This is a genomic window from Luteimonas sp. TWI382, from assembly GCF_039674545.1.
GTDB lineage: Bacteria > Pseudomonadota > Gammaproteobacteria > Xanthomonadales > Xanthomonadaceae > Luteimonas.
The window spans coordinates 23,115-42,127 of record NZ_JBDJNS010000024.1 but is presented as its reverse complement, the minus strand read 5'-3'; the positions used below and the strand labels follow the sequence as shown (position 1 = coordinate 42,127).

The 19,013-nt window shown below is 69.8% G+C and carries 18 protein-coding genes and 2 tRNA genes; 9 read left to right on the top strand and 11 right to left on the bottom strand.

Features of this window, described 5'->3' with window-relative positions:
• Window positions 1-68 precede the first annotated feature (68 nt).
• From ABE505_RS13700 to ABE505_RS13670, 7 genes are all read left to right on the top strand, one after another.
• Window positions 69-236, top strand: coding sequence for a hypothetical protein (locus tag ABE505_RS13700; RefSeq protein ID WP_346445150.1), 168 nt, complete (start codon window positions 69-71; stop codon window positions 234-236).
• A gap of 392 nt (window positions 237-628) precedes the next feature.
• Window positions 629-696 (top strand) — tRNA-OTHER (locus ABE505_RS13695).
• A gap of 2 nt (window positions 697-698) precedes the next feature.
• A tRNA-Asn gene (locus tag ABE505_RS13690) sits at window positions 699-770 on the top strand.
• Window positions 771-1,173: 403 nt separating this feature from the next.
• A complete protein-coding gene (locus tag ABE505_RS13685; protein ID WP_346445168.1) occupies window positions 1,174-2,295 on the top strand; it encodes a slipin family protein in 1,122 nt (373 codons plus the stop codon).
• Window positions 2,296-2,351: 56 nt separating this feature from the next.
• On the top strand, window positions 2,352-3,575 hold the full coding sequence (locus ABE505_RS13680; RefSeq protein WP_346445149.1) for an RtcB family protein: 1,224 nt from the start codon (window positions 2,352-2,354) through the stop codon (window positions 3,573-3,575).
• Between the two features lie 162 nt (window positions 3,576-3,737).
• Window positions 3,738-3,881: a hypothetical protein gene (locus ABE505_RS13675; RefSeq protein WP_346445148.1), complete on the top strand. Its 144-nt coding sequence runs from the start codon at window positions 3,738-3,740 to the stop codon at window positions 3,879-3,881.
• Between the two features lie 96 nt (window positions 3,882-3,977).
• Window positions 3,978-4,541 (top strand): DUF3016 domain-containing protein, encoded by a 564-nt coding sequence (locus ABE505_RS13670; RefSeq protein ID WP_346445147.1) that lies wholly within the window; start codon window positions 3,978-3,980, stop codon window positions 4,539-4,541.
• An 89-nt stretch (window positions 4,542-4,630) separates the two neighbouring features.
• Here the strand turns inward: ABE505_RS13670 and betT are convergent, their stop codons facing one another.
• Complete coding sequence (gene betT / locus ABE505_RS13665) at window positions 4,631-6,640, bottom strand: choline BCCT transporter BetT (RefSeq protein WP_346445146.1); 2,010 nt, start codon at window positions 6,638-6,640, stop codon at window positions 4,631-4,633.
• Between the two features lie 133 nt (window positions 6,641-6,773).
• Entirely contained in the window at window positions 6,774-7,832 is a 1,059-nt protein-coding gene (locus ABE505_RS13660) for a hypothetical protein (RefSeq protein WP_346445145.1), read from the bottom strand.
• Between the two features lie 323 nt (window positions 7,833-8,155).
• On the opposite strand from ABE505_RS13660, the gene ABE505_RS13655 reads away from it, so the two are divergent.
• Together ABE505_RS13655 and ABE505_RS13650 are read left to right on the top strand one after the other, a co-directional pair.
• Entirely contained in the window at window positions 8,156-8,440 is a 285-nt protein-coding gene (locus ABE505_RS13655) for a DUF4031 domain-containing protein (protein WP_346445144.1), read from the top strand.
• Window positions 8,441-8,515: 75 nt separating this feature from the next.
• Window positions 8,516-8,758 (top strand): DUF3297 family protein, encoded by a 243-nt coding sequence (locus tag ABE505_RS13650; RefSeq protein ID WP_241944342.1) that lies wholly within the window; start codon window positions 8,516-8,518, stop codon window positions 8,756-8,758.
• A 25-nt stretch (window positions 8,759-8,783) separates the two neighbouring features.
• On the opposite strand, the gene ABE505_RS13645 is transcribed toward ABE505_RS13650, so the two are convergent.
• The 9 genes from ABE505_RS13645 to ABE505_RS13605 all read right to left on the bottom strand — a co-directional run bounded on the left by ABE505_RS13645 (window position 8,784) and on the right by ABE505_RS13605 (window position 18,886).
• Complete coding sequence (locus ABE505_RS13645; RefSeq protein ID WP_346445143.1) at window positions 8,784-9,368, bottom strand: hypothetical protein; 585 nt, start codon at window positions 9,366-9,368, stop codon at window positions 8,784-8,786.
• Window positions 9,369-9,481: 113 nt separating this feature from the next.
• Window positions 9,482-10,783 carry a DUF58 domain-containing protein gene (locus tag ABE505_RS13640; RefSeq protein WP_346445142.1) on the bottom strand — a complete coding sequence of 434 codons (1,302 nt, stop codon included), beginning with the start codon at window positions 10,781-10,783 and terminating at the stop codon, window positions 9,482-9,484.
• A 31-nt stretch (window positions 10,784-10,814) separates the two neighbouring features.
• Window positions 10,815-11,807, bottom strand: coding sequence for a MoxR family ATPase (locus ABE505_RS13635; protein WP_346445141.1), 993 nt, complete (start codon window positions 11,805-11,807; stop codon window positions 10,815-10,817).
• The gene (locus tag ABE505_RS13630; RefSeq protein WP_346445140.1) at window positions 11,804-12,943 is read right to left on the bottom strand and encodes a DUF4350 domain-containing protein; all 1,140 of its coding nucleotides are present in this window, start codon (window positions 12,941-12,943) and stop codon (window positions 11,804-11,806) included. Before ABE505_RS13630 ends, ABE505_RS13635 begins: the two co-directional genes overlap by 4 nt.
• Complete coding sequence (locus ABE505_RS13625) at window positions 12,943-14,523, bottom strand: DUF4129 domain-containing protein (protein ID WP_346445139.1); 1,581 nt, start codon at window positions 14,521-14,523, stop codon at window positions 12,943-12,945. The genes ABE505_RS13630 and ABE505_RS13625 overlap by 1 nt, the downstream gene beginning before the upstream one ends.
• Window positions 14,513-15,514: a stage II sporulation protein M gene (locus ABE505_RS13620; protein WP_346445138.1), complete on the bottom strand. Its 1,002-nt coding sequence runs from the start codon at window positions 15,512-15,514 to the stop codon at window positions 14,513-14,515. Before ABE505_RS13620 ends, ABE505_RS13625 begins: the two co-directional genes overlap by 11 nt.
• The gene (locus ABE505_RS13615; RefSeq protein WP_346446273.1) at window positions 15,511-16,194 is read right to left on the bottom strand and encodes an RDD family protein; all 684 of its coding nucleotides are present in this window, start codon (window positions 16,192-16,194) and stop codon (window positions 15,511-15,513) included. The genes ABE505_RS13620 and ABE505_RS13615 overlap by 4 nt, the downstream gene beginning before the upstream one ends.
• An 85-nt stretch (window positions 16,195-16,279) precedes the next feature.
• Window positions 16,280-16,822, bottom strand: a complete 543-nt coding sequence (locus ABE505_RS13610) for a gamma carbonic anhydrase family protein (protein WP_346445136.1) — start codon at window positions 16,820-16,822, stop codon at window positions 16,280-16,282.
• A 105-nt stretch (window positions 16,823-16,927) separates the two neighbouring features.
• Window positions 16,928-18,886: an LTA synthase family protein gene (locus ABE505_RS13605; protein WP_346445135.1), complete on the bottom strand. Its 1,959-nt coding sequence runs from the start codon at window positions 18,884-18,886 to the stop codon at window positions 16,928-16,930.
• Window positions 18,887-19,013: the final 127 nt, after the last annotated feature.

Here is a 19,013-nt window from a genome sequence, read left to right as displayed (position 1 = left end):
GATAATCGACCGCAGATTGGCCGAAAAAAATCGACCGATCCGCTTGCACGGATGATTAAGTCCATGTAATGTTCGCGCCCATCCGGCCCACCCGACGTTTCCACGACATCCGCGACACCATGAAAACCGCCTTCTCCCCTGTCGACATGCCCCGCCTGCCGCGCGTCCAGCGCGAAGCGGCGCCATGCGCGCAGCAGGCAGCGCGGCGCGAGCTGTCCGGCCACATCTTCGACTGATCTCCTCGATTCCAAGGAGATCGACACCCCGATCTCCGAGGCACGCGAACGCCCTCGGATGCCACATCCGGGGGCGTTTTGTTTGTGCGTTCAAATACACGTATGCAATAGATTCGCAGGTTTCGCATTCGACCCGAGGCATCCGGGAAAACCGGTTTCCTGATTATCGGGCGATTATGTCGCGAGGCGTTCGCCATTGCGTGGCGGCAACGCTGTGCCATGATGCCGGGCACGGGCGACGGGCGGGTGCAGCCTGCAGAACGGATCGGCGCCGGAAGGCGCCGATCGGACCATCGACGAACACGGGCTTGCGGTGCGGGTTGCGATCCCGTCCGGTGCGCGCGGCACTGCCGTGGCGTATGCCGGCGCGTGCGAGGCGATGGTGCGATGAGCGGACGATAGCTCAGAGGCAGAGCAGCGGAACCACCTCCGGCCACCGGTTCGAGTCCGGTTCGTCCACCTTTGGATAGCTCAGATGGGTAGAGCATCGGACTGTTAATCCGACTGTCGCGGGTTCGACTCCCGCTCCAAGCATGACCTGTCACGTCATGACACCGGAACGCAAGTTCCACACCAGGACACGGCCCGCGCGGCGTGTCGCGCGCGACAGGCCCCGGCCTGTCGATGCCGCGAACCGTCGCAGCGGATCCGTCACCGGGCCAGCGTCCCCGAGGCGCGCGGACCGCCTGCGCACCGCCGCGATCCATCGCGACGTCCATGCCCGGGCGCCGTCTCCGCGCCGCGCGCACGCCACGCTCCGCGACGGCGATGCCAGGGCCGCGTCCATCTTCCTCGCGGGTCCGCCCGCACCGCATCGCACACCACCGCGATGCGACGTACTGCCGCCGCGCTAACCGATCCATCGCGGCGGCATCGACATCCGGATCGGACCACCAGTGCCAACAACCAAGGAGAGAGTGCCGTGCATGTCCACAGCATGTTCCGGACCAGGCGGGTCGTGATCGGTGACGGCGAGCGCGGCCTGGTGTATCGCAACCGTCAGTTCGAGCGCGTCCTCGCGCCCGGCGTGCATCGCATGTTCGACCCGTTCCACCGGGTCGAGGTGCGCACCTACGACATTTCCGCGCCGGTCTATGCTGGCCACGATGCCGACGCACTGATCGCGCGCCTCGGCGGACAGCTGGACGCGGTGTTCGTGCACGCCGACATTGGTGCCGACGAAGTCGGCCTCGTGTTCCGGCACGGCAAGCTCGAGGACGTGCTGGCGCCCGGCGCGCGCAGGCTGTACTGGCGCGGACTGGTCGATATCGCCGTCGAGCGCGTATCGTTCGCCGACAGCCTCGCCGTGCGCCCGGACGTGCTGCGGCGCCTGCGTCAGCTCGGCCTGCTGTCGAAGGTCGCCGTGGTCGTCGACGTGCCGGCGGAAGCGGCCGGCCTGGTCTTCATCGACGGCTCGCTGCTGGGAACGCTCGGTCCCGGCGCCTACGCGTTCTGGAACTTCCACAAGAACGTGGTCGCCGAAGTCGTCGACCTGCGCGTGCAGCCGGTCGAGGTGTCGGGCCAGGAGTTGCTGACCCGCGACCGCGTGTCGCTGCGCGTGAACCTCGCGGCCAGCGTACGCGTGACCGACCCGGTCGCCGCGCGTACCAAGGTCGCGAAGTCCGGCGATCACCTGTACCGCGAGCTGCAGTACGGCCTGCGCAAGGTCGTCGCCGCGCGCACCCTCGACGAACTGCTGGGCGACAAGGCCTCGCTGGACGCGGACATCTTCGCGTACGTGCGCGGCCAGGTAGCCGGTCTGGGCGTCGAGGTGCTGGGCGTCGGCGTCAAGGACGTGATCCTGCCGGGGGAGATGAAGACGATCCTCAACGAGGTGGTGCAGGCGGAGAAGGCGGCCCAGGCCAACGTGATCCGCAGGCGCGAGGAAGCCAACGCCACGCGTTCGCTGCTCAACACCGCGAAGCTGATCGAGGACTCCCCGGTACTGATGCGCCTCAAGGAACTGGAGGCGCTGGAGAAGGTGACCGAGAAGATCGACACGCTCACCGTGTTCGGCGGCCTGGACGGCGTGCTGAAGCAGTTGGTGACGATGAAGTAGTCATTCCCCCGCGCGGTGCACGGATGCAGCGCGCGGGACCATCGAAGGAAAGAGATATGAGTTCCCAATCGCAATTCGAACTCCTGCATGCCGAAGGCAGCGCCACGCCGATCAAAGGCTGGGTGCGCGGCGTGCCGCTGGATGACCAGGCCCACGCGCAGCTGTGCAACATCGCCGCGATCCCGTTCGTCGGGCCATGGGTGGCGGTGATGCCGGACGTGCACCTGGGCAAGGGTGCGACCGTGGGTTCGGTGATCCCCACGCGCGGCGCGATCATTCCGGCCGCGGTCGGCGTGGACATCGGCTGCGGCATGGCCGCGGTGCGCACCACGCTGCGCGCGAAAGACCTGCCCGACAGCCTGGCCCAGATCCGCTCGGGCATCGAGCGCGCGGTGCCGGTCGGCAACGGCCGCGGCGGCGAACACCGGAAGCTGCCCGACAGCATTGGCACGCGCATCGCGCAATCCGGATTGATTGAGCGCCTGGACGTGATCAAGCAGAAGCACCGACGGATCCGTACCGACAAGCTGGACTGCCAGATCGGCACGCTCGGCGGCGGCAATCACTTCATCGAGCTGTGCCTCGACGAATCCGATGCCGTATGGGTCATGCTGCATTCGGGCTCGCGCGGGACCGGCAACCTGATCGGCACCTACTTCATCGAGCAGGCGCGCAAGAAGCTCGAGCACCGCGTGCTGGGCTTCCATCTGCCCGACCGCGACCTCGCGTTTTTCATGGAGGGCGAGCCGCTGTTCGAGGACTACGTGGAGGCGGTGTCGTGGGCGCAGGACTACGCCCGCGAAAACCGCGAGGCGATGATGGCGCGGGTCCTGGCCGAGCTGCGCCACCGGCTGCCGAAGTTCCAGCTCGAGACGCTGGCGGTGAACTGCCACCACAACTACGTGCAGAAGGAATCGCACGCCGGGCAAGCGGTGTACGTGACCCGCAAGGGCGCGGTGAGCGCGCGGACCGGCGAACTCGGGATCATCCCGGGCAGCATGGGCGCGAAGAGCTTCATCGTGCGTGGGCTGGGCAACGGCGACAGCTTCCACAGCTGCAGCCACGGCGCCGGACGTGTGATGAGCCGCACGGCCGCCCGGCAGCAGATCACGCTGGCGCAGCACCGCGAGGCGACCGCGCACGTCGAATGCCGCAAGGACGCGGCGGTCATCGACGAAAGTCCGGCCGCCTACAAGGACATCGAAGCGGTCATGGCGGCGCAGACGGATCTGGTGGAGATCGTGCACACCCTGCGTCAGGTGGTGTGCGTGAAGGGCTGAGCGGCCACGGCCGCGACGTCAGGTGAGGCCGCCCGCGAGGGCGGCCTTTCTTCGTGCCGGCCGTGCCGCGAGCGCCGCGCCCGCGGATGAACCGATGCCACGTGCCGCCGGCCATGGCGGCTCGACCCGCTCAAGACCCAACGCAGTGAGGAGGACGTCCGGATGCGGATGCTCGGCTTGCCGGTGATAGCGCACGCCCTCGCGCGGAACGGCACGCTCTTTGGCCTGACGCTCGCCTGCCTGGCCCCCGCGCGACCGGTGCTGCAGCGCCCGCAGGCGCGGTCGCACGCCTTCTTGCTCGACTGAGCCCGGCACCTTGATTGCGGGTTAAGCCCGCCCGGCGCATGCTCCGATTCCAGTCCGATGCGCCGTGCGGACCCCGCACGCGAGGGAGTCACCGCCATGAACCGCCGTTCCCTGCCCCTGCTGCTTGCCGCCGCCCTGACCGCGATCGCCGCGCCGGTGCTGGCACGCAGCGACGTGACCGACCCCCAGATCCCGAGGTCGCTGCCCGGGGACAGCCCGGTGTCGGTGCAATGGACCGATCCGGATGCATTCTCCGATATCCGCCAGAGCGGCAATCGCTGGGAGGCGCGCCGCGGCAACTGGGTCGTGCAGATCGCCGAGCACATCCGCCGCCGCGCCGAGCGTGAGTTACCTCCGGGCAGCACGCTGGAGGTCACGATCCACGACATCCGCCGCGCCGGCATGTACGAACCCTGGCACGGTCCGCAGCTCGACCATGTGCGCATCGTCAAGGATCACTACCCGCCGCGGATCGATCTGGACTTCGTGCTGCGCGACGCATCGGGCACGATCGTCGCCGAAGGGCCACGCGAGTTGCGCGACATGGGTTTCTTGCAGCGCGCCGGCAGCACCATGAGCAGCGACGCCTTGCGCTACGAAAAGCAACTCGTCGACGACTGGCTGCGACGCGAGCTGCGCCCGGCGCTCGTGCAGCGCTGAGCACAATGGCCGGCCCCCGACCGGCCTGAGCCCAGACAGCAGAAGGCCGCGCATCTGCGCGGCCTTCTGCGTTGCGGTCCTGCGGAGTGCTAGCGCACCACGTTGAGGAAGTGGATGTGACGCTGGTACTGGTCGAGCACGTCGTGGATCAGCTCGTCGCGACGCCAGCCCATCACATCGTAGTCCTGCCCGCCCTCGCGCAGGTGCACCTCGGCGCGGTAGTAGCGATCGGAGTCCTTCTTGCGCCGGCGCGGGTCGTCGAGCATGAAGCTCGGCGGCTCGTACGACACCGGCCGCACCGAGTAGTAGAAGTCCATCTCCTCGCCATGGCCGACCTGCAGCCACACGCGGCCGTCCTCGCCCTCTTCCACCGATACTTCCAGGCCCTGCCTGCGCAGCTCCGTCGCCACGTCCTCGAACGCCGGCTTGACCTGCGCATGCAGGAACGAGAGCACCTCCTTCTGCAGCGGGTGGTGGGCCAATGCGCGCAGTCGCACCTTCCAGTCGCCGCCGCCTGCCGCGACCGGCGCAATGCGCGCGTCGCGGATGCTCGTGCGCTTCACGACCTCCAACCGCATGGCCTTCACCATGCCCCAGCACATCACGATCATGACGATGGTGAATGGCAGCGCGCTTGCGATCGTGCCCGCCTGCAACGCGGACAGGCCACCGGCAATCAGCAGCGCAATGGCGATCACACCGACCAGCAGCGCCCAGAAGATGCGCTGCCAGACCGGAGACTCCTCCTCGCCCTTCGACGACAGCATGTCGATCACCAGCGCGCCGGAGTCGGCCGAAGTCACGAAGAAAATCACGACCAGCAGCGTCGCCACCGCCGAGGTGATCGTCGACAGCGGGTAATCCTCGAGGAACTGGAAGATCGCCACAGAACTGTCGGCGGCGACCGCATCGACCAGGGTCTGGCTGCCCTCGACCATGACCTGGTACAGCGCGGCGTTGCCGTAGATCGTCATCCACAGGAAGGTGAACCCCAGCGGCACGAGCAGGACGCCGACGACGAACTCCCGGATCGTGCGGCCGCGCGAGATACGCGCGATGAACATCCCCACGAAGGGCGACCAGGCGATCCACCAGCCCCAATAGAACAGTGTCCAGCCACCGAGCCAGGTCGGACGCTGGTCGTAGGCATAGAGGTTGAACGTCATTGAGAACACGTTGGAGATGTACATGCCCGTGTTCTGCACGAAGGCCTGCAGCAGATAGACGGTTGGCCCCATCACCAGAACGAACGCGAGCAGTGCGATGGCCAGGATCATGTTGAGCTCAGACAGCCTGCGCACGCCACGATCGAGGCCGCTGAACACCGAGCCCGTCGCGATCAGCGTGATCACGATGATCAGCACCACCTGCACAGTCGTGCTCACATTCACATCGAACAGATAGTTCAGGCCGGAATTGATCTGGATCACACCCAGGCCCAGCGAGGTCGCCAGGCCGAAGATCGTCCCCAGGACCGCGAACGTATCGACGGCATGCCCGATCGGGCCGTGGATGCGCTCGCCGATGATCGGATACAGCGACGAGCGGATCCGCAGCGGCAGACCGTGTCGGTAAGCGAAGTACGCCAGCGACAGCGCGACCACGGCGTAGATCGCCCAGGCGTGCACGCCCCAGTGGAAAAAGGTGATCCGCATCGCCTGACGGGCGGCGGCGACGGTCTGCGCGTCACCAACCGGCGGATCGGCATAGTGCATGATCGGCTCGGCGACGCCGAAGAACATCAGGCCGATGCCCATGCCCGCAGCGAACAGCATCGCGAACCAGGTCGCATAGTTGTAGTCGGGGCGACTATGGTCGGGGCCCAGTCGCAGCTTGCCGAACTGGCTGACCGCGATACCGACGATGAAAACGAGAAAACCGGCAACCGCGAGGATCGTGAACCAACCGGCGTCCTCGGCGACCCAGCTCTTGGCGCGACTGAAAATGGTCTCCGATGCCTCGGGCGCGATGAACGACATCGCCACCAATCCCAGCACGATCAGTGCGGACGGGAAAAAAACGGGACCGAGAATGCGCGAGTGCCAGTATTCCGGCGGTGCGGCCGGATCGGTCTCCGGGCGCACGGTGGGATCGTTCATATTGAGTCCTCATAGCTGGACGCGACGGCGGAACGTGACAGGACTGCGCCACGGACCGTAGCGGCCGGGTGAAAGCGCCGGGTGGACCCGGCGGTACGACGGATCGGCCCGGACCAAGCGTCCGGGCCAGATGTCAGAAGTAGAAGCCGACGTTGATGTTGAGCCGGGAATGCCAGCCGTCGTTGGCCGGGTCGCGCACGCCGATGCCCGGGCCGCCAGCGAACCACATGTTCTTGCCGGCGATCCAGTCGACGTAGGTCAGCATTACGCCCTTGCCGAAGCTGCAGCCGGTGACGTTCTGGATCGAGTCGCGCAGGCCCGGATCGCCGCCCACCGGCAGCGTCGCGCTGGCATTGTTGTAGCAGGTGATGCTGTCGAACCAGCCCGAACGCTGCACGTCCCAGGCGACATTGAACGTCGGCACGTCGGCCTGTGCGGCGATCTCGAACGGGAACATGAAGGCCGACATCGCGATCCGCGACTCGGGGTTGTCGTAGCGGTAACGCGCCCACTGCGCCTGCAGCGTCAACGGACCGCGGCGCCACTGTCCGTGCAGCGCCGCACCGGTGTGATCGTGCTTGCGGCCGTCGACGCGATTCTCGATGCGGCCGGCGAATGCTGACGCGCCATAGGCCGTCTCCCAGCCGCCGCTCGTGCCGCTGCGCTCGTAGCGCACGATCGCGCGCTCGCGCTCGCGATAAGGCAGGTCCTCGGTCGTCGCGACATCGAAGGAATAGCGGTCGAAATTGGCGCCGGTGCCGTACTCGTCGCCCGAGAACACACCCGCATGCCACTGGTGCGCGCCGTGCTGGCGCTGCCAGACCACACCCAGGTCGTAATCGTCCTCGATGCCCAGGTAATACCCGGAGCCGAACCAGAAACTGTGCGAGGCGGTCGGCAGCAGGCCGAACGGGACCTGCTGGACACCGGCGCGAATATCGGACACCGGTCCGCCATCGTGACCATCTTCCAGGCGCCAGCCCGCATAGGCGTGATGCACGGCATCGAAACCGTCGTACCAGCGGTGTTGCAGGGAGAAGAACGCCGGGCCGGCATGGCCCTTGGCGTCGACCCGGACCAGTTCGGTCTGCAGGCCGCTGGTCGGCCCGTAATCGAGCCATCCGTAGTTGAAGCGGACCGCGCCGCCAAGATCGAGACTGCGCCCCTGGTCGGCCCCGTCATCGGCCGACACCGCAGGTACCGCACCTGCCAGGACACCACATAACAACCATCTGGAACCACGCATCATCACAACGGGTCTGCCCTCCTCGAATCACTCGTTTAATCGACACGAATCGGCCATTTTAGCGATTCGCGGGCGCGACCCCAAATCCTGCATGTCGCGACTGCGCACAAATGCCGGGAAAAACGAGGGGTTTCGCCGCACGAAACGATATGCAACGCGTGCGCGTTGCGATCGATTCCGCTGCTGGAAAGTGCAGACCGCACAGGCGCGCGGCCGCATCCGGGCGCTATCATGAACAACCGGCAATGACGCCGATGTGCAGGCCTGCCATGACCGTCTACGTCGACGATGCGGTGCACCTGTGGCGCGGCGAACGCTGGGCGCACCTGCTGGCGGACACACTCGACGAGCTGCACGCCTTCGCCGCGCAGCTCGGCATCCCGCGCCGCGCGTTCCAGAACCGCACCAGCGGCGCCCATTACGACGTCACCGCCGCGTTGCGCGATCGCGCGATCGCGTTGGGGGCAACGCCGATCTCCCGTCACCACGACCGCGCATTGGTGCGCGCGGTCATCGACAACGCGCGGCGCCAGGGACGCGGCCTGGCGCCCTGAGCGCGGCACCGCAGATGAAGCCGGCGTTCGCCGGCGGTATCCTTTGGCCCTTTCCGATCGCGATTTTCGACCGCCATGACCGATACACCGCCCGACCGCCTGTCCAACGACCCGCGCAGCCCGCACTACGATGCGGACGCGATGAACCGCGGTATCGGCATCCGGTTCAACGGCAACGAGCGCCGCGACGTCGAGGAATACTGCGTCAGCGAAGGCTGGATCCGGGTCGCCGCCGGCCGTGCGCTTGACCGCCGCGGCCAGCCGCTGACGGTCAAGCTCAAGGGCACGGTCGAGCCCTACTTCCACCTCGACGCCTGACCCGACTGGGCACCGCACCGGCGGATCAACTGCCGGCGCGGACCTCGGCCACGATGCGGTCGGCGATCGCCTGCACCTGCTTGGGGGTCATCGGCGCGAAGACACCCTGCCAGGCGCTCGACGTCGTGTCGTAGCTGCGCGTGGCAACGACCCGGCCCCCGGGTTGCTTGACGAACTGCGCGCTGGCCTTGATGTGCGCGTTGCCGGTCATCACGCCCAGGCCGATGCGGGCGCCGGTCGACACATAGCGGTAGCTGTCCACACGCAGTACCACCACGACCCCAGGCGGATCGAGCGTGGCCGGCTGGCTGTCGCGCACGCTGCCCTGCATCCCGGCGGCCGACGTCGCGTTGCGGATCGCCTCGTCCCACAGCGCGCGGAACCGCGACCAGTCGTCCGACGCGCGCGCGGTATCGCTGCCCTCGACCACCAGCACGACCTGGCGCACGTCGCCCCCGAACACGACCGGTTCCTCTGGCACGCCGGCCGGCCGCTGCACCGTGGCCGCACAAGCCGACAGCAGGGCGAGCAGCGCAGTGGCCGCGACAAGACGCAGCGCACGCGGGCGGCGAGCGGCCGCGGATGGGATTTGGGGACAAACGGTCAGCATGGCGATTCCTCCGATGGCGGGCATCGCGGCCGGACCCTCCCCCTGCGCGGCGTCCTGGCGCGCGCGGGCAGCGTAGCGCGATCGCATGCGCAGCGCGTGAACTGGCGCCCGCCTCACAACATGCCGTCGCGCTTGATCGCCAGATACCGTTCGACGAGCGCGGACGGCAGCTGCTCGCCGGTGACGTCGAGCACGGTCACGCGGTGGTTGCGCAGCGCATCGTGCGCGGCCTTGCGCTGGGCCAGATAGCGCGCGGTGGCACCAGCGCGCACGGCGTCGTCGTGATCGCGCACCTGCGCATCGAGTACCTCGTCGAGCGCGCGCTCGCGCAGCGAGGCGACGACGACCAAATGCCGCTTCTGCAGCATGCGCACTGCAGCCAGCACGTCCTCGATGTCCTCGTCGCGCAGGTTGGTCACCAGCATCAGCAGGCCGCGCCGGCGCTGGCGCAGCGACAGTTCGGTCGCCGCGGCGAGGTAGTCGGTCGCCACCGCCTGCGGTTGCAGGTCGTAGCTCACGCGCAGCAGCGTATCGACCGCGCCCATGCCGCGCTGCGGCGCCATCCAGCGCGCATCGCCGCCGGTCGCCAGCAATCCGACTGCATCGCCCTGGCGCAACGCGAGATAGGACACCACGAGCGCCGCATCGAGGGCATGGTCGAAGTGCGACAGCGCCCCATCCTGGGCGAGCATCCGCCGCCCGGTGTCGAGCACGACGATCAACTGCTGGTTCTTCTCGTCCTGGTACTCGCGCGAGATCAGCTTGCGCGCGCGCGAACTGGCCTTCCAGTCGATCTGGCGCAGGCTGTCGCCGACGCGGTACTCGCGCATCTGGTGGAAATCGGTGCCCTCGCCGCGCCGCCGCTTGATGTGGGCGCCGACCAGCCGTGAGGCCTGGTCGGCGCTGAGCAGCGCGAGCCGGGTCAGCGGTGCGAAATTCGGGAACACCCGCACGCGTTGCCGCGCGCCGGCGCTGCGCCGCTGCCGCCACAGCGCCAGCGGCGAGCGCAGGCGCAGCTGTACACCGTCGAATGCGGCCTCGCCGCGCCGGGTCGGACGCAGCCGGTATTCGACCCGGGCGACCGTGCCCGGCGCGAGCCGCAGCCGCCGTGGCAGGCCTGTCGCCTCCCAGTCCGGCGGATGCAGGTCGTGCACGTCCAGGTGCTGCGCGCGCGCGCCGCCCTCGATCTCCAGCACCGCCGGGCGGGCGACGCCGATCGGCCAGGCCTCGGGCACCGTGCGCACGACATCGGGCGTGGGCCGGCGCGCCAGCATCGCCAGGTCGCCGATCGACAGCGCCAACGCCAGCGCACCGATCGCCTGCCACGGCAGCACCGCCGGCGGCCAGAGCGAGGCCGCCACCCCGGCCAGCCCCCAGACCACCAGCAGCCCGATCAGGACCGGCGTCGGCCTCATGGCCGCACTCCGCGTGGGCGAACGCCGGACGTCATCGGCGCGGCGCGTCGACCTTGGCCAGCACCGCCTGCAGGACCTGGTCGGCATCCTGGCCTTCGATCTGCAGCTCCGGCGCAAGCGCGATGCGGTGGCGCAGCGCGGGCGTGGCGATCTCGCGGATGTCGTCGGGCGTGACGAAATCGCGCCCGGCCAATACCGCCTGCGCGCGCCCGGCGCGGATCAGCGCCAGGCTGCCGCGGGGACCGGCGCCCAGCGCGATGCCCGGCCAGCGTCGGGTCGCGCCGGCGATGCGCACCGCGTAATCGACGACCGCGGCATCGACGACGGTCGCCGCCGTGCCCTGCTGCAGCGCGACGATTTCGCCTGGTGCCAGTACCGTCGCCAGTTGCGAAAGGTCGAAATCGGCGGCGACCTTGCCGCCGCTGATCGCGGTCACCATCGCGACCTCGTCCTCGTGCTCGGGGTAGTCGATCAGCACCTTGAGCAGGAACCGGTCGAGCTGTGCCTCGGGCAGCGGATAAGTGCCCTCCTGCTCCACCGGGTTCTGCGTAGCGAGGGTCATGAACGGCGGCGGCAGCTCGAAACTGTGGCCCTCGATCGTGACCTGCTGCTCCTGCATCGCCTCCAGCAGCGCGGACTGGGTCTTGGCCGGCGCACGGTTGATCTCGTCGGCCAACAGCAGGTTGGTGAAGATCGGGCCGCGGCGCACCACGAAGGTCTCGCTCTTGGTGTCCCAGACCGCATGGCCGCTGACATCGCTGGGCATCAGGTCGGGGGTGAACTGCACGCGCGCGAAGTTGCAGCCCAGCGCGGCGGCCAATGCACGCACGAGCAAGGTTTTGCCCAGGCCGGGCACACCTTCGAGCAGCACGTGGCCGCCGGCGAGCAGGGCGACCAGGATCTGGTCGAGCACCTCCGGCTGGCCGATGAAGGCCTTGGCGACCTCGTCGCGGACGGCAGCGGCGCGTTCGGCGAGGGCATCGCCGGTGATCGGCGCGGGCGGGGACACGGGCAGTTCGCTCATGGTCGGGGTCTCGTGAGGTTCGATCGCATCTGGATCAGGCGGGCGATGCGCTGGCGCAGCGCCTTGGCATCGTCGGGACGGGGCGCGAGCAGGGCCTGGCGGACCTCGCGCGGGGACAGGCCGGTACGCGCGGCGATCGCCTCGTCGCGGGCCTCGCCCTCGAGCGAGGCAGCGAGCGGATCGCGTCGTCGCAGGCGCGCCAGGAACGCCTCGCGAACCGCCTCGTAGAGCAGCGGCGCACGGCCGTAGCGCACCAGGTGCTCGCCGCTGGCGCGCACGTGCTCGAGCAGCGCACGACGCGCCGCAGGCGGCGATGGCCGCAAGGGCCCCAGCCGCTGGGTGCGCATCCACAGCCAGGCCGCCAGCGCCAGCAACAGCGGGCCCCAGGCCATCCAGCCACGCGTCAGCAGCAGGTACCACAGCGGCGGCACGCTGGCCGCGTAGATCAGGTGCACGGCCCCTTCGCCCCAGTTCGGCACCAGCACCTGGCGCGCGAGCATCCAGTGCGGGCCCTCGCGCAACGCGCCATTGGCGAGAAAATCCATGTCGGCAAGCACATCCACCCACCCCTCGCCGACGGCGAAGCGGGCATAGGCGAGATGGCCGTCCGGGTCGCCCCAGGCCAGCCACGGCTCGGCCGCGTCGAGCTCGAAGCGGCGCCCCCCGCAGAACTCGGTATGTGGCGGCTGGCCTTCGATCCGCAGGTGCTCGCAGACCCCGGGGCCGTCGATCAGCCGTACGCCCAACGCGCCGAGCAAGGTCCGCGGCCGGGTCGCGCCGTCGCGCAGCCGCGGTGGCGGCGTGCGCACCACCAGGTGACCGCCACCGTCGACCCAGCCGACCACGGTCTCGATCTCCGCTGGGGTCATCGCCCCCGGATCGCCGTAGACCAGCAACGTGTCACGCGGCCCCAGCGCGATCGTGTCCAGGCGCAGGCGCTGGCGCGACTGCGCCGGCACCCCGGCCTCGTGCAGCGCCTGGCGCAACGCGTACAGCGGGTTGTAGGCCGCCTCGCCGCGCGGCGGCAGCGTCCGCTCCTCGTCCACGCGCTCGTGGGTGTGCAGAAACCACGCCACGCCCAGCGCCAGCGCGAGCGCCGCCAGCAACCCCAGACCGATGCGCGCCGGCCAGCCCATCAGCACGCCCACCCGAAGCGCGGCGCCAACTCGGCGACCAGCGCCTCGAAGCCGGCGTCGTCGGGCAGCCGCCCGCCGTACGCGGCGCGCTGCCAGACCCGCACCATGCCGGCGAACGCATCACGGTCGCCAACGTCGGGCAGCCGGCGCGACGCCCGCAGGCACTGCGCCTCGGTCGCGCCCGGCACCAGGGTCACGCCGGCCCGTTCGGCCATCGCCTCGACGCTGCCCCGGTAGAGCAGCGCGAGCGCGCGCCGCCGCTGGCCCGCGCGCCACAACGTCCGTGCGGTCGTCACCAGATCGTCGGGCAAGGCTTCGGGCAGCGGCGGCGCCGCATCGACGACGATCTCGCTGGCCTCGTCCGGCGCGGCGAGCCCGTCGCGCATCCACGGCCACCAGCGGCGTGCGGTCAGTGCCAAGGCCAGCACGATCAGGCCGAACACGATCCACAGCCCGTACTCGGCGATCAGCGCGATCGCCTGCGCAATCGCCGCGAATGCGCCGGGGTCGAGCGCGCTGCGGTCGCGCGCCGCCTCGTCGCGCGCCTTGGGCTTCCAGCGACGCTCGATCCGCCGGTGGTCGAGCAAGGGATCGGCATAGGCGCGCTCGAGCGCTTCGCCGAAGTCCCCCTCCGGCGCGAGCTGGTCGTCGAACACGTCCTGCAACGAGACCGCCGCCGCGTCCGTTTTGCGGTCCCGGTCCTCGGGCGTCCAGGTCTTGGTCGGCGCCAGCGGGTCGTCGGCCGGAGCCTGTTGCGCCTGCGACGGCCCGGCGGCCAGCAGCAGGCCCGCCAACAGCGCGACCGCGAAGGTCGAGGCCGCCGGCACGATCCGCGCGCGCAGCCGCCGGAACGCGATCTCCAGGTCCCAGGCCTCGAGCTGCGTACGCCGGTTGAGGTACAGCCCGAACCCGGCGCCCACCTGGAATGGCGCAACCAGACCGATCGCCAGCCACAGCGCCAGGTTGCCCAGCACCTGCGCCCAGCGCGGGGGGTGCTGGGTGATCAGCGCCCACATCGCGCGCGCCGACTCCGACAGCAGCTCGGCCGGCACGAACAGCAGCACCAGCGAGACCAGCGACAACACCAGCACGCCGACGAACATCAGGCCGACGAGGGCCAGCAACAGCGCATGCCCACCGACGCCGTCGACCAACAGCCGCCGGCGCTGCGCCAGCGCCGGCCCGGTCAGGCCTTCCAGCAACGCGACCGGCAGCGCCACCGCCCGCCACGGACTGAACCGACGCCAGGTCAGGACGCCGAGCATCGGGCGCCAGCCCCAGCGCAGCTGCGCGGCGAGCGTCTGCTGCATCCGCGGCGCGGCGCCGAACACCGCGCGCGAGAGCACGAACAACGGGATCCGGTCGAGCAGCGGCGCCAGCCACCACAGCGCCAGCGCCGCCAGCCACAGCCGATCGAGGGCCCAGGCCGCGGCATTGACCGCGAGAAACAGCGGCAGCGCGCACGCCAGCCACGGCCCCCAGATCGCGGCCGCGTGCCGACGCACCAGCGCATTGCCCAGTTCCATCGCTTCCCAGGCGGTGCGAGGCCGCAACTCGACCTGGACGGACTCAACGTGCATCCACGCCCCCGCGCCCACCGCGCCACAGCCACAGCAGCACCAGCAGCCACAGCCCGCCACCGACCCCGAACCGCACCGGGTCGGGAATCGTCCCGGTCGACGACCAGAACGCCTCGACGAACGCGGCGAACACCAGCATCACCAGGATGCCGATGCACAGCTTCCCGCCATCGCGCCCGGCCTGCACCAGCGCGTCGACGCGCCGCAGCTGTCCAGGCGCGACGAGCGCCAGGCCAAGCCGCAGGCCACCGGCACCGGCGATCACGATCGCGGTGAGCTCGGGCGCCGAATGGCCGACCACGAAGCGCCAGAACGGGCCGCCATGCCCGATCGCCTGCAAGTGGCCGGCCACGACGCCGAAGAACACGCCGTTGAACAGCAGCACGAAGATCGTGCCCACGCCCGCCAGCAGCCCGCTGGCGAAGGTGCGGAACCCGATGCTGACGTTGTTCCAGATGTAGTAACCGAACATCTGCACGTCGGTCTGCCCCGAGCGCTGGAAGGCCATGTCCGCCCCCGCCGGGTCGTACATCGATTCCATCTGCGCCAGTTGCCCGGGCGAAAGCACCGTATAGGCCAGCTCCGGCCACTGCAGCACCAGCCCGAACAGCAGCCCCATCGGCAAGGCGAACAGCGCCAACGACGCCCACAGGCAGCCACGCTGGGCGCGCACCAGGCGCGGGAACTCGGCCAGCAGGAACAGCAGCGCGCGCCGCCACGGCGGCGGCGGCGGTCGGTACATCACCGCATGGCCGCGCTGCATCAGCGCCTGGAGCCGGGCGGTGAGCTGCGGGCTGTAGCCGCGCCGGCGCGCAAGCGCCTGTTGCTGGCACAGCCGGCGGTAGCGCGAGGGGATCTCCTCATCGCTCAGGCCGTCCCAGCCGCTGCGGTGGCGACGCGCGCGCCAGGGGCTGGCCGCGCGGGCATCGAGCCAGCGCTCGAAGGCGTCCCACTCGGCCGCATGCCGGGCCACGAAGCTGTCCTGCCTCATGCGCGGCGCCCCAGCAGCCAATTCGCGATGCCCAGCAGGCGCAGCACGCCCACCTCGCCGCGCGCACCGGTCACCGGCACGACCAGGTCGGCCAACTCCTGCTGGCGCCCGGGCGTGAGCGCGCGCGCGCGCTCGGCGAACGCGATCACCGCGATCTGCTCGTGCGCCTGCAGCGGCACGGCCGGGGCCTGCGGCTGCAGTTCCAGCGCAGTCGGCAGGGTGCGCTCGCGCGGCGCATGGATCACCAGCGTGCCGGCCACCATGTCGCCCAGCCGTCGGCTCCAGGGATCGGCCAGACAGGCCACCAGCCCGGCGCCGTAGCCCATCGGCAGCATGTCGACGGTGCGCATCAGATTGCGCACGAAGCTGGCCATCCAGCCGATCGGCGCGCCGTCGGCCGAGACCACGCGCAGCGACAACGCGCGCTTGCCAGGCGTCCGGCCGCCGGCGAGGGCCTCGAACAGCACCGGGTAGCCCCAGAAGATCATGAACAGCGTCACCATGTAGACGCCGGAGCCGACCCGGCCCAGCAGCCCGAGCACGATCGCTGCGGCCAGCAGCAGGACGCCGCGGATGCCCAGATCGATCAGCCAGGCGACTGCACGCGGCACCGGGCCGGCGGCCGGCAGTTGCAGCGCCACCCCTTCGGGGGTGTGCACCTCGCGCACGGTGTCGAGCAGGGCCACGGGCGCCTGCGCGCGCGCTGCTGCCGCTGCCTCCGTGCGCCCCTGCTCCGTGCCGGCCATGCCGCGTACGTCGTCCCGCTCAGGCCGCCATCGCGGCCAGATACTCGTCCTTGAGGCGGACGTAGTGCGCCGCGCTGTAGCGCAGCCCTTCGATCTGCGCCTCGGTCAGCCGACGCACGCAGCGCGCCGGGTTGCCGACCCACAGCTCGCCCTCGCCGATCTCCCGCCCCGGCGGCACCACCGCGCCGGCGCCGATCATCGCGTGGCGGCCGACGACGACGCCGTCGAGCACGATCGCCCCCATGCCCACCAGGACCGCATCGCCGATCGTGCAGGCATGCAGGATCGCCTTGTGGCCGACGGTGACGTCGCTGCCGACGATCGTCGCAAAGCCGCCGAGCTTGGCATGCGGGCCGGCGTGGCTGACGTGGATCACCGTGCCGTCCTGCACGCTGGTACGCGCGCCGATGCGCACATGGTTGACGTCGCCGCGGATCACCGTGCCGGGCCAGACCGAGACGTCGTCGCCCAGGTGCACGTCGCCGATCACGGTCGCGGCCGGGTCGACATAGACGCGGGCGCCGAGCTGCGGCGCGATGGTGCGATAAGGGCGCAGGTTCATCGCGCGAGTATGCCTGCCCGGCCGCGGCTTTGCCCCATCGCGCCAGAGCCCCGACGCGGCGATACGCTCATCGCGACCCGATCCCGGGGCCGCGCGCGCGAGGGCTCAGCGCGCCGGCGGCAGCCGGTACCAGCCGCGATCGTAGGCGAGCGAGCCCCATAGCGCCTGCGCTTTCGCCTCGCGGGCCAGCGTCGGCGACAGCGCGGCCGGACGCAGCACGCCCGCACCGGGCTTGTAGTGGTACTGGCTCGGCGGCTTGTCCGGCTGGAACACGACCACATCCTCGCCCTGCAGCCAGGCGAAGTTGCGGTCGTACTGCATCAGCGCCCGTCCAGGCAGGGTCATGTCGGGATCGGAAAGGTCGCGGCCGGTCATCGGTGTGGCATCGCCGATCCCGATCAGCGACAGCAGCGTCGGCCCCAGGTCGATCTGGCTGGCGATGCGGTCGTCGCGGCGCGGCGCGATGCCTTGGCCCAGGATCAGGCCGGGGATGTGGAAGTTGTCGATCGGCACCAGGTCGCGCCCGAATACGCGCGAGTCGTGGTCGGCCACCACCAGGAACACCGTGTCCTGCCAGTAGTCGCTCGCCATTGCCCGCGCGAAGAAGCCGCCCAGTGCATGGTCGGCATACTTGGCCGCGTTGTCGCGGGAGTGCACCGGTTGGGAGTACGGCGTGATGCGTCCTTCCGGAAACTCGAAGGGGTCGTGATTGCTCGAGGTGAACACCAAGCCGAAGAATGGCGAGCCCTGGGCATGCAGACGGGCGAACTCGCTGTCGGCGCGCGCGAACAGGTCTTCGTCGGAGACGCCCCAGGCGCCGACGAAGGTCGGCGCGCGGTAGTCGCGCTGCTCGATCACCCGACCGAAGCCATTGCCCAGGAAGAACCCGCGCATGTTGTCGAAGTGGCTCTCGCCGCCGTAGTAGAACGTGGTGTCGTAGCCGTGCCGGCGCAGCACATCGGCCAGGGTGAAGAAGCCATGCTGGCTGCGTTGACGCTTGACCACGGCCTGCGCCGGGGTTGGCGGGAACCCGGCGACAACCGCCTCGATGCCGCGCACTGAGCGGGTACCGGTGGCGTAGAGTCGGGTGAAGGCCCAGCCCTGCCCGCTGAGCCGGTCGTAGTGGGGCGACAGAGGACGCCCGCCCAGGCTGCCGATGAACTGCGCGCCGAGGCTCTCCTCGAGCACGATGACGAGGTTCTTCGGGCGGCCCTGCCAGCTGGGCGTGCGCGCGGCGAGCGTGGGAATCGCCGGATCGGTGAACGCGTCCGCCGGCAGGCCGGTGCCGCGGCGCACGGCTGCGAGCACCTCCGCATCGGGCAGGTCGCCATACAGCGCCTGTGCGCTGTCCTCGTGGCGCAGCCACCCGCGCACGGCGTCGCCCAGCGAGTAGAACGAGTTCAGAGGCAATGTGTTGACCGTGGGATCGCTGCTGAAGGCCAGCATCGACGGATTCATCGGCCGATGGCCCAGCGTCGAGCGCACCCCCAAAGCCGCGAGCACGAGCACCAGCAGCGCCAGCAGCGCACGTGCCGGCAGACCGGCCGACGGCACTTCGTCCCGCAGCCACCAACGGCGCGCGAGGCGGGTACTGCCCCAGGCCGCCAGGCCGGTCAGCACCAGCACCCCGATGGATTCCATCAGGCGGCCGCCGACCAGCATCGACAATACTTCGCGCGGATACACCAGGTACTCGACGAACAATCGGTTGGGACGCAGCCCGTACTCCTGCATGAAGCCCGGTGTCGCCAACTCCAGACCGGCCAGCAGCGTGGCCCCTGCGGCCAGCCAAGCGATCGCCGCCCAGCGCAGCGCGCGCCAGGCAAGGACGCGCGCGGGCAGCAGCACCAGCAGCGCGGCGAGCGGGCCGAACAGCAGGCAGATGCTGGCGATGTCCACGCGCACGCCCTGCAGCAGCACGGGCCCCCAACCGTCGACATCGGAGACCCTGGCGTGGTGCCAGCCCGCCAGGCCGAGGCGCGATACGCTCAACACCAGCATGCCGAGCGCGCAGATCCCCAGCACGGGGCGGAGCCGGGTCAGCGTCCCGCGCAGCCTTGTCATAACGACTCCATCCGCCAAAGGGAGAGGCGGTCGATCTAGGATCGCCACCTACTTGTCGGAAGCGCATGGGAAAGATGTCGGAAATCTGTCGTAACCCGTCAGCCGCCGGTCGTATCATCGGACGCGG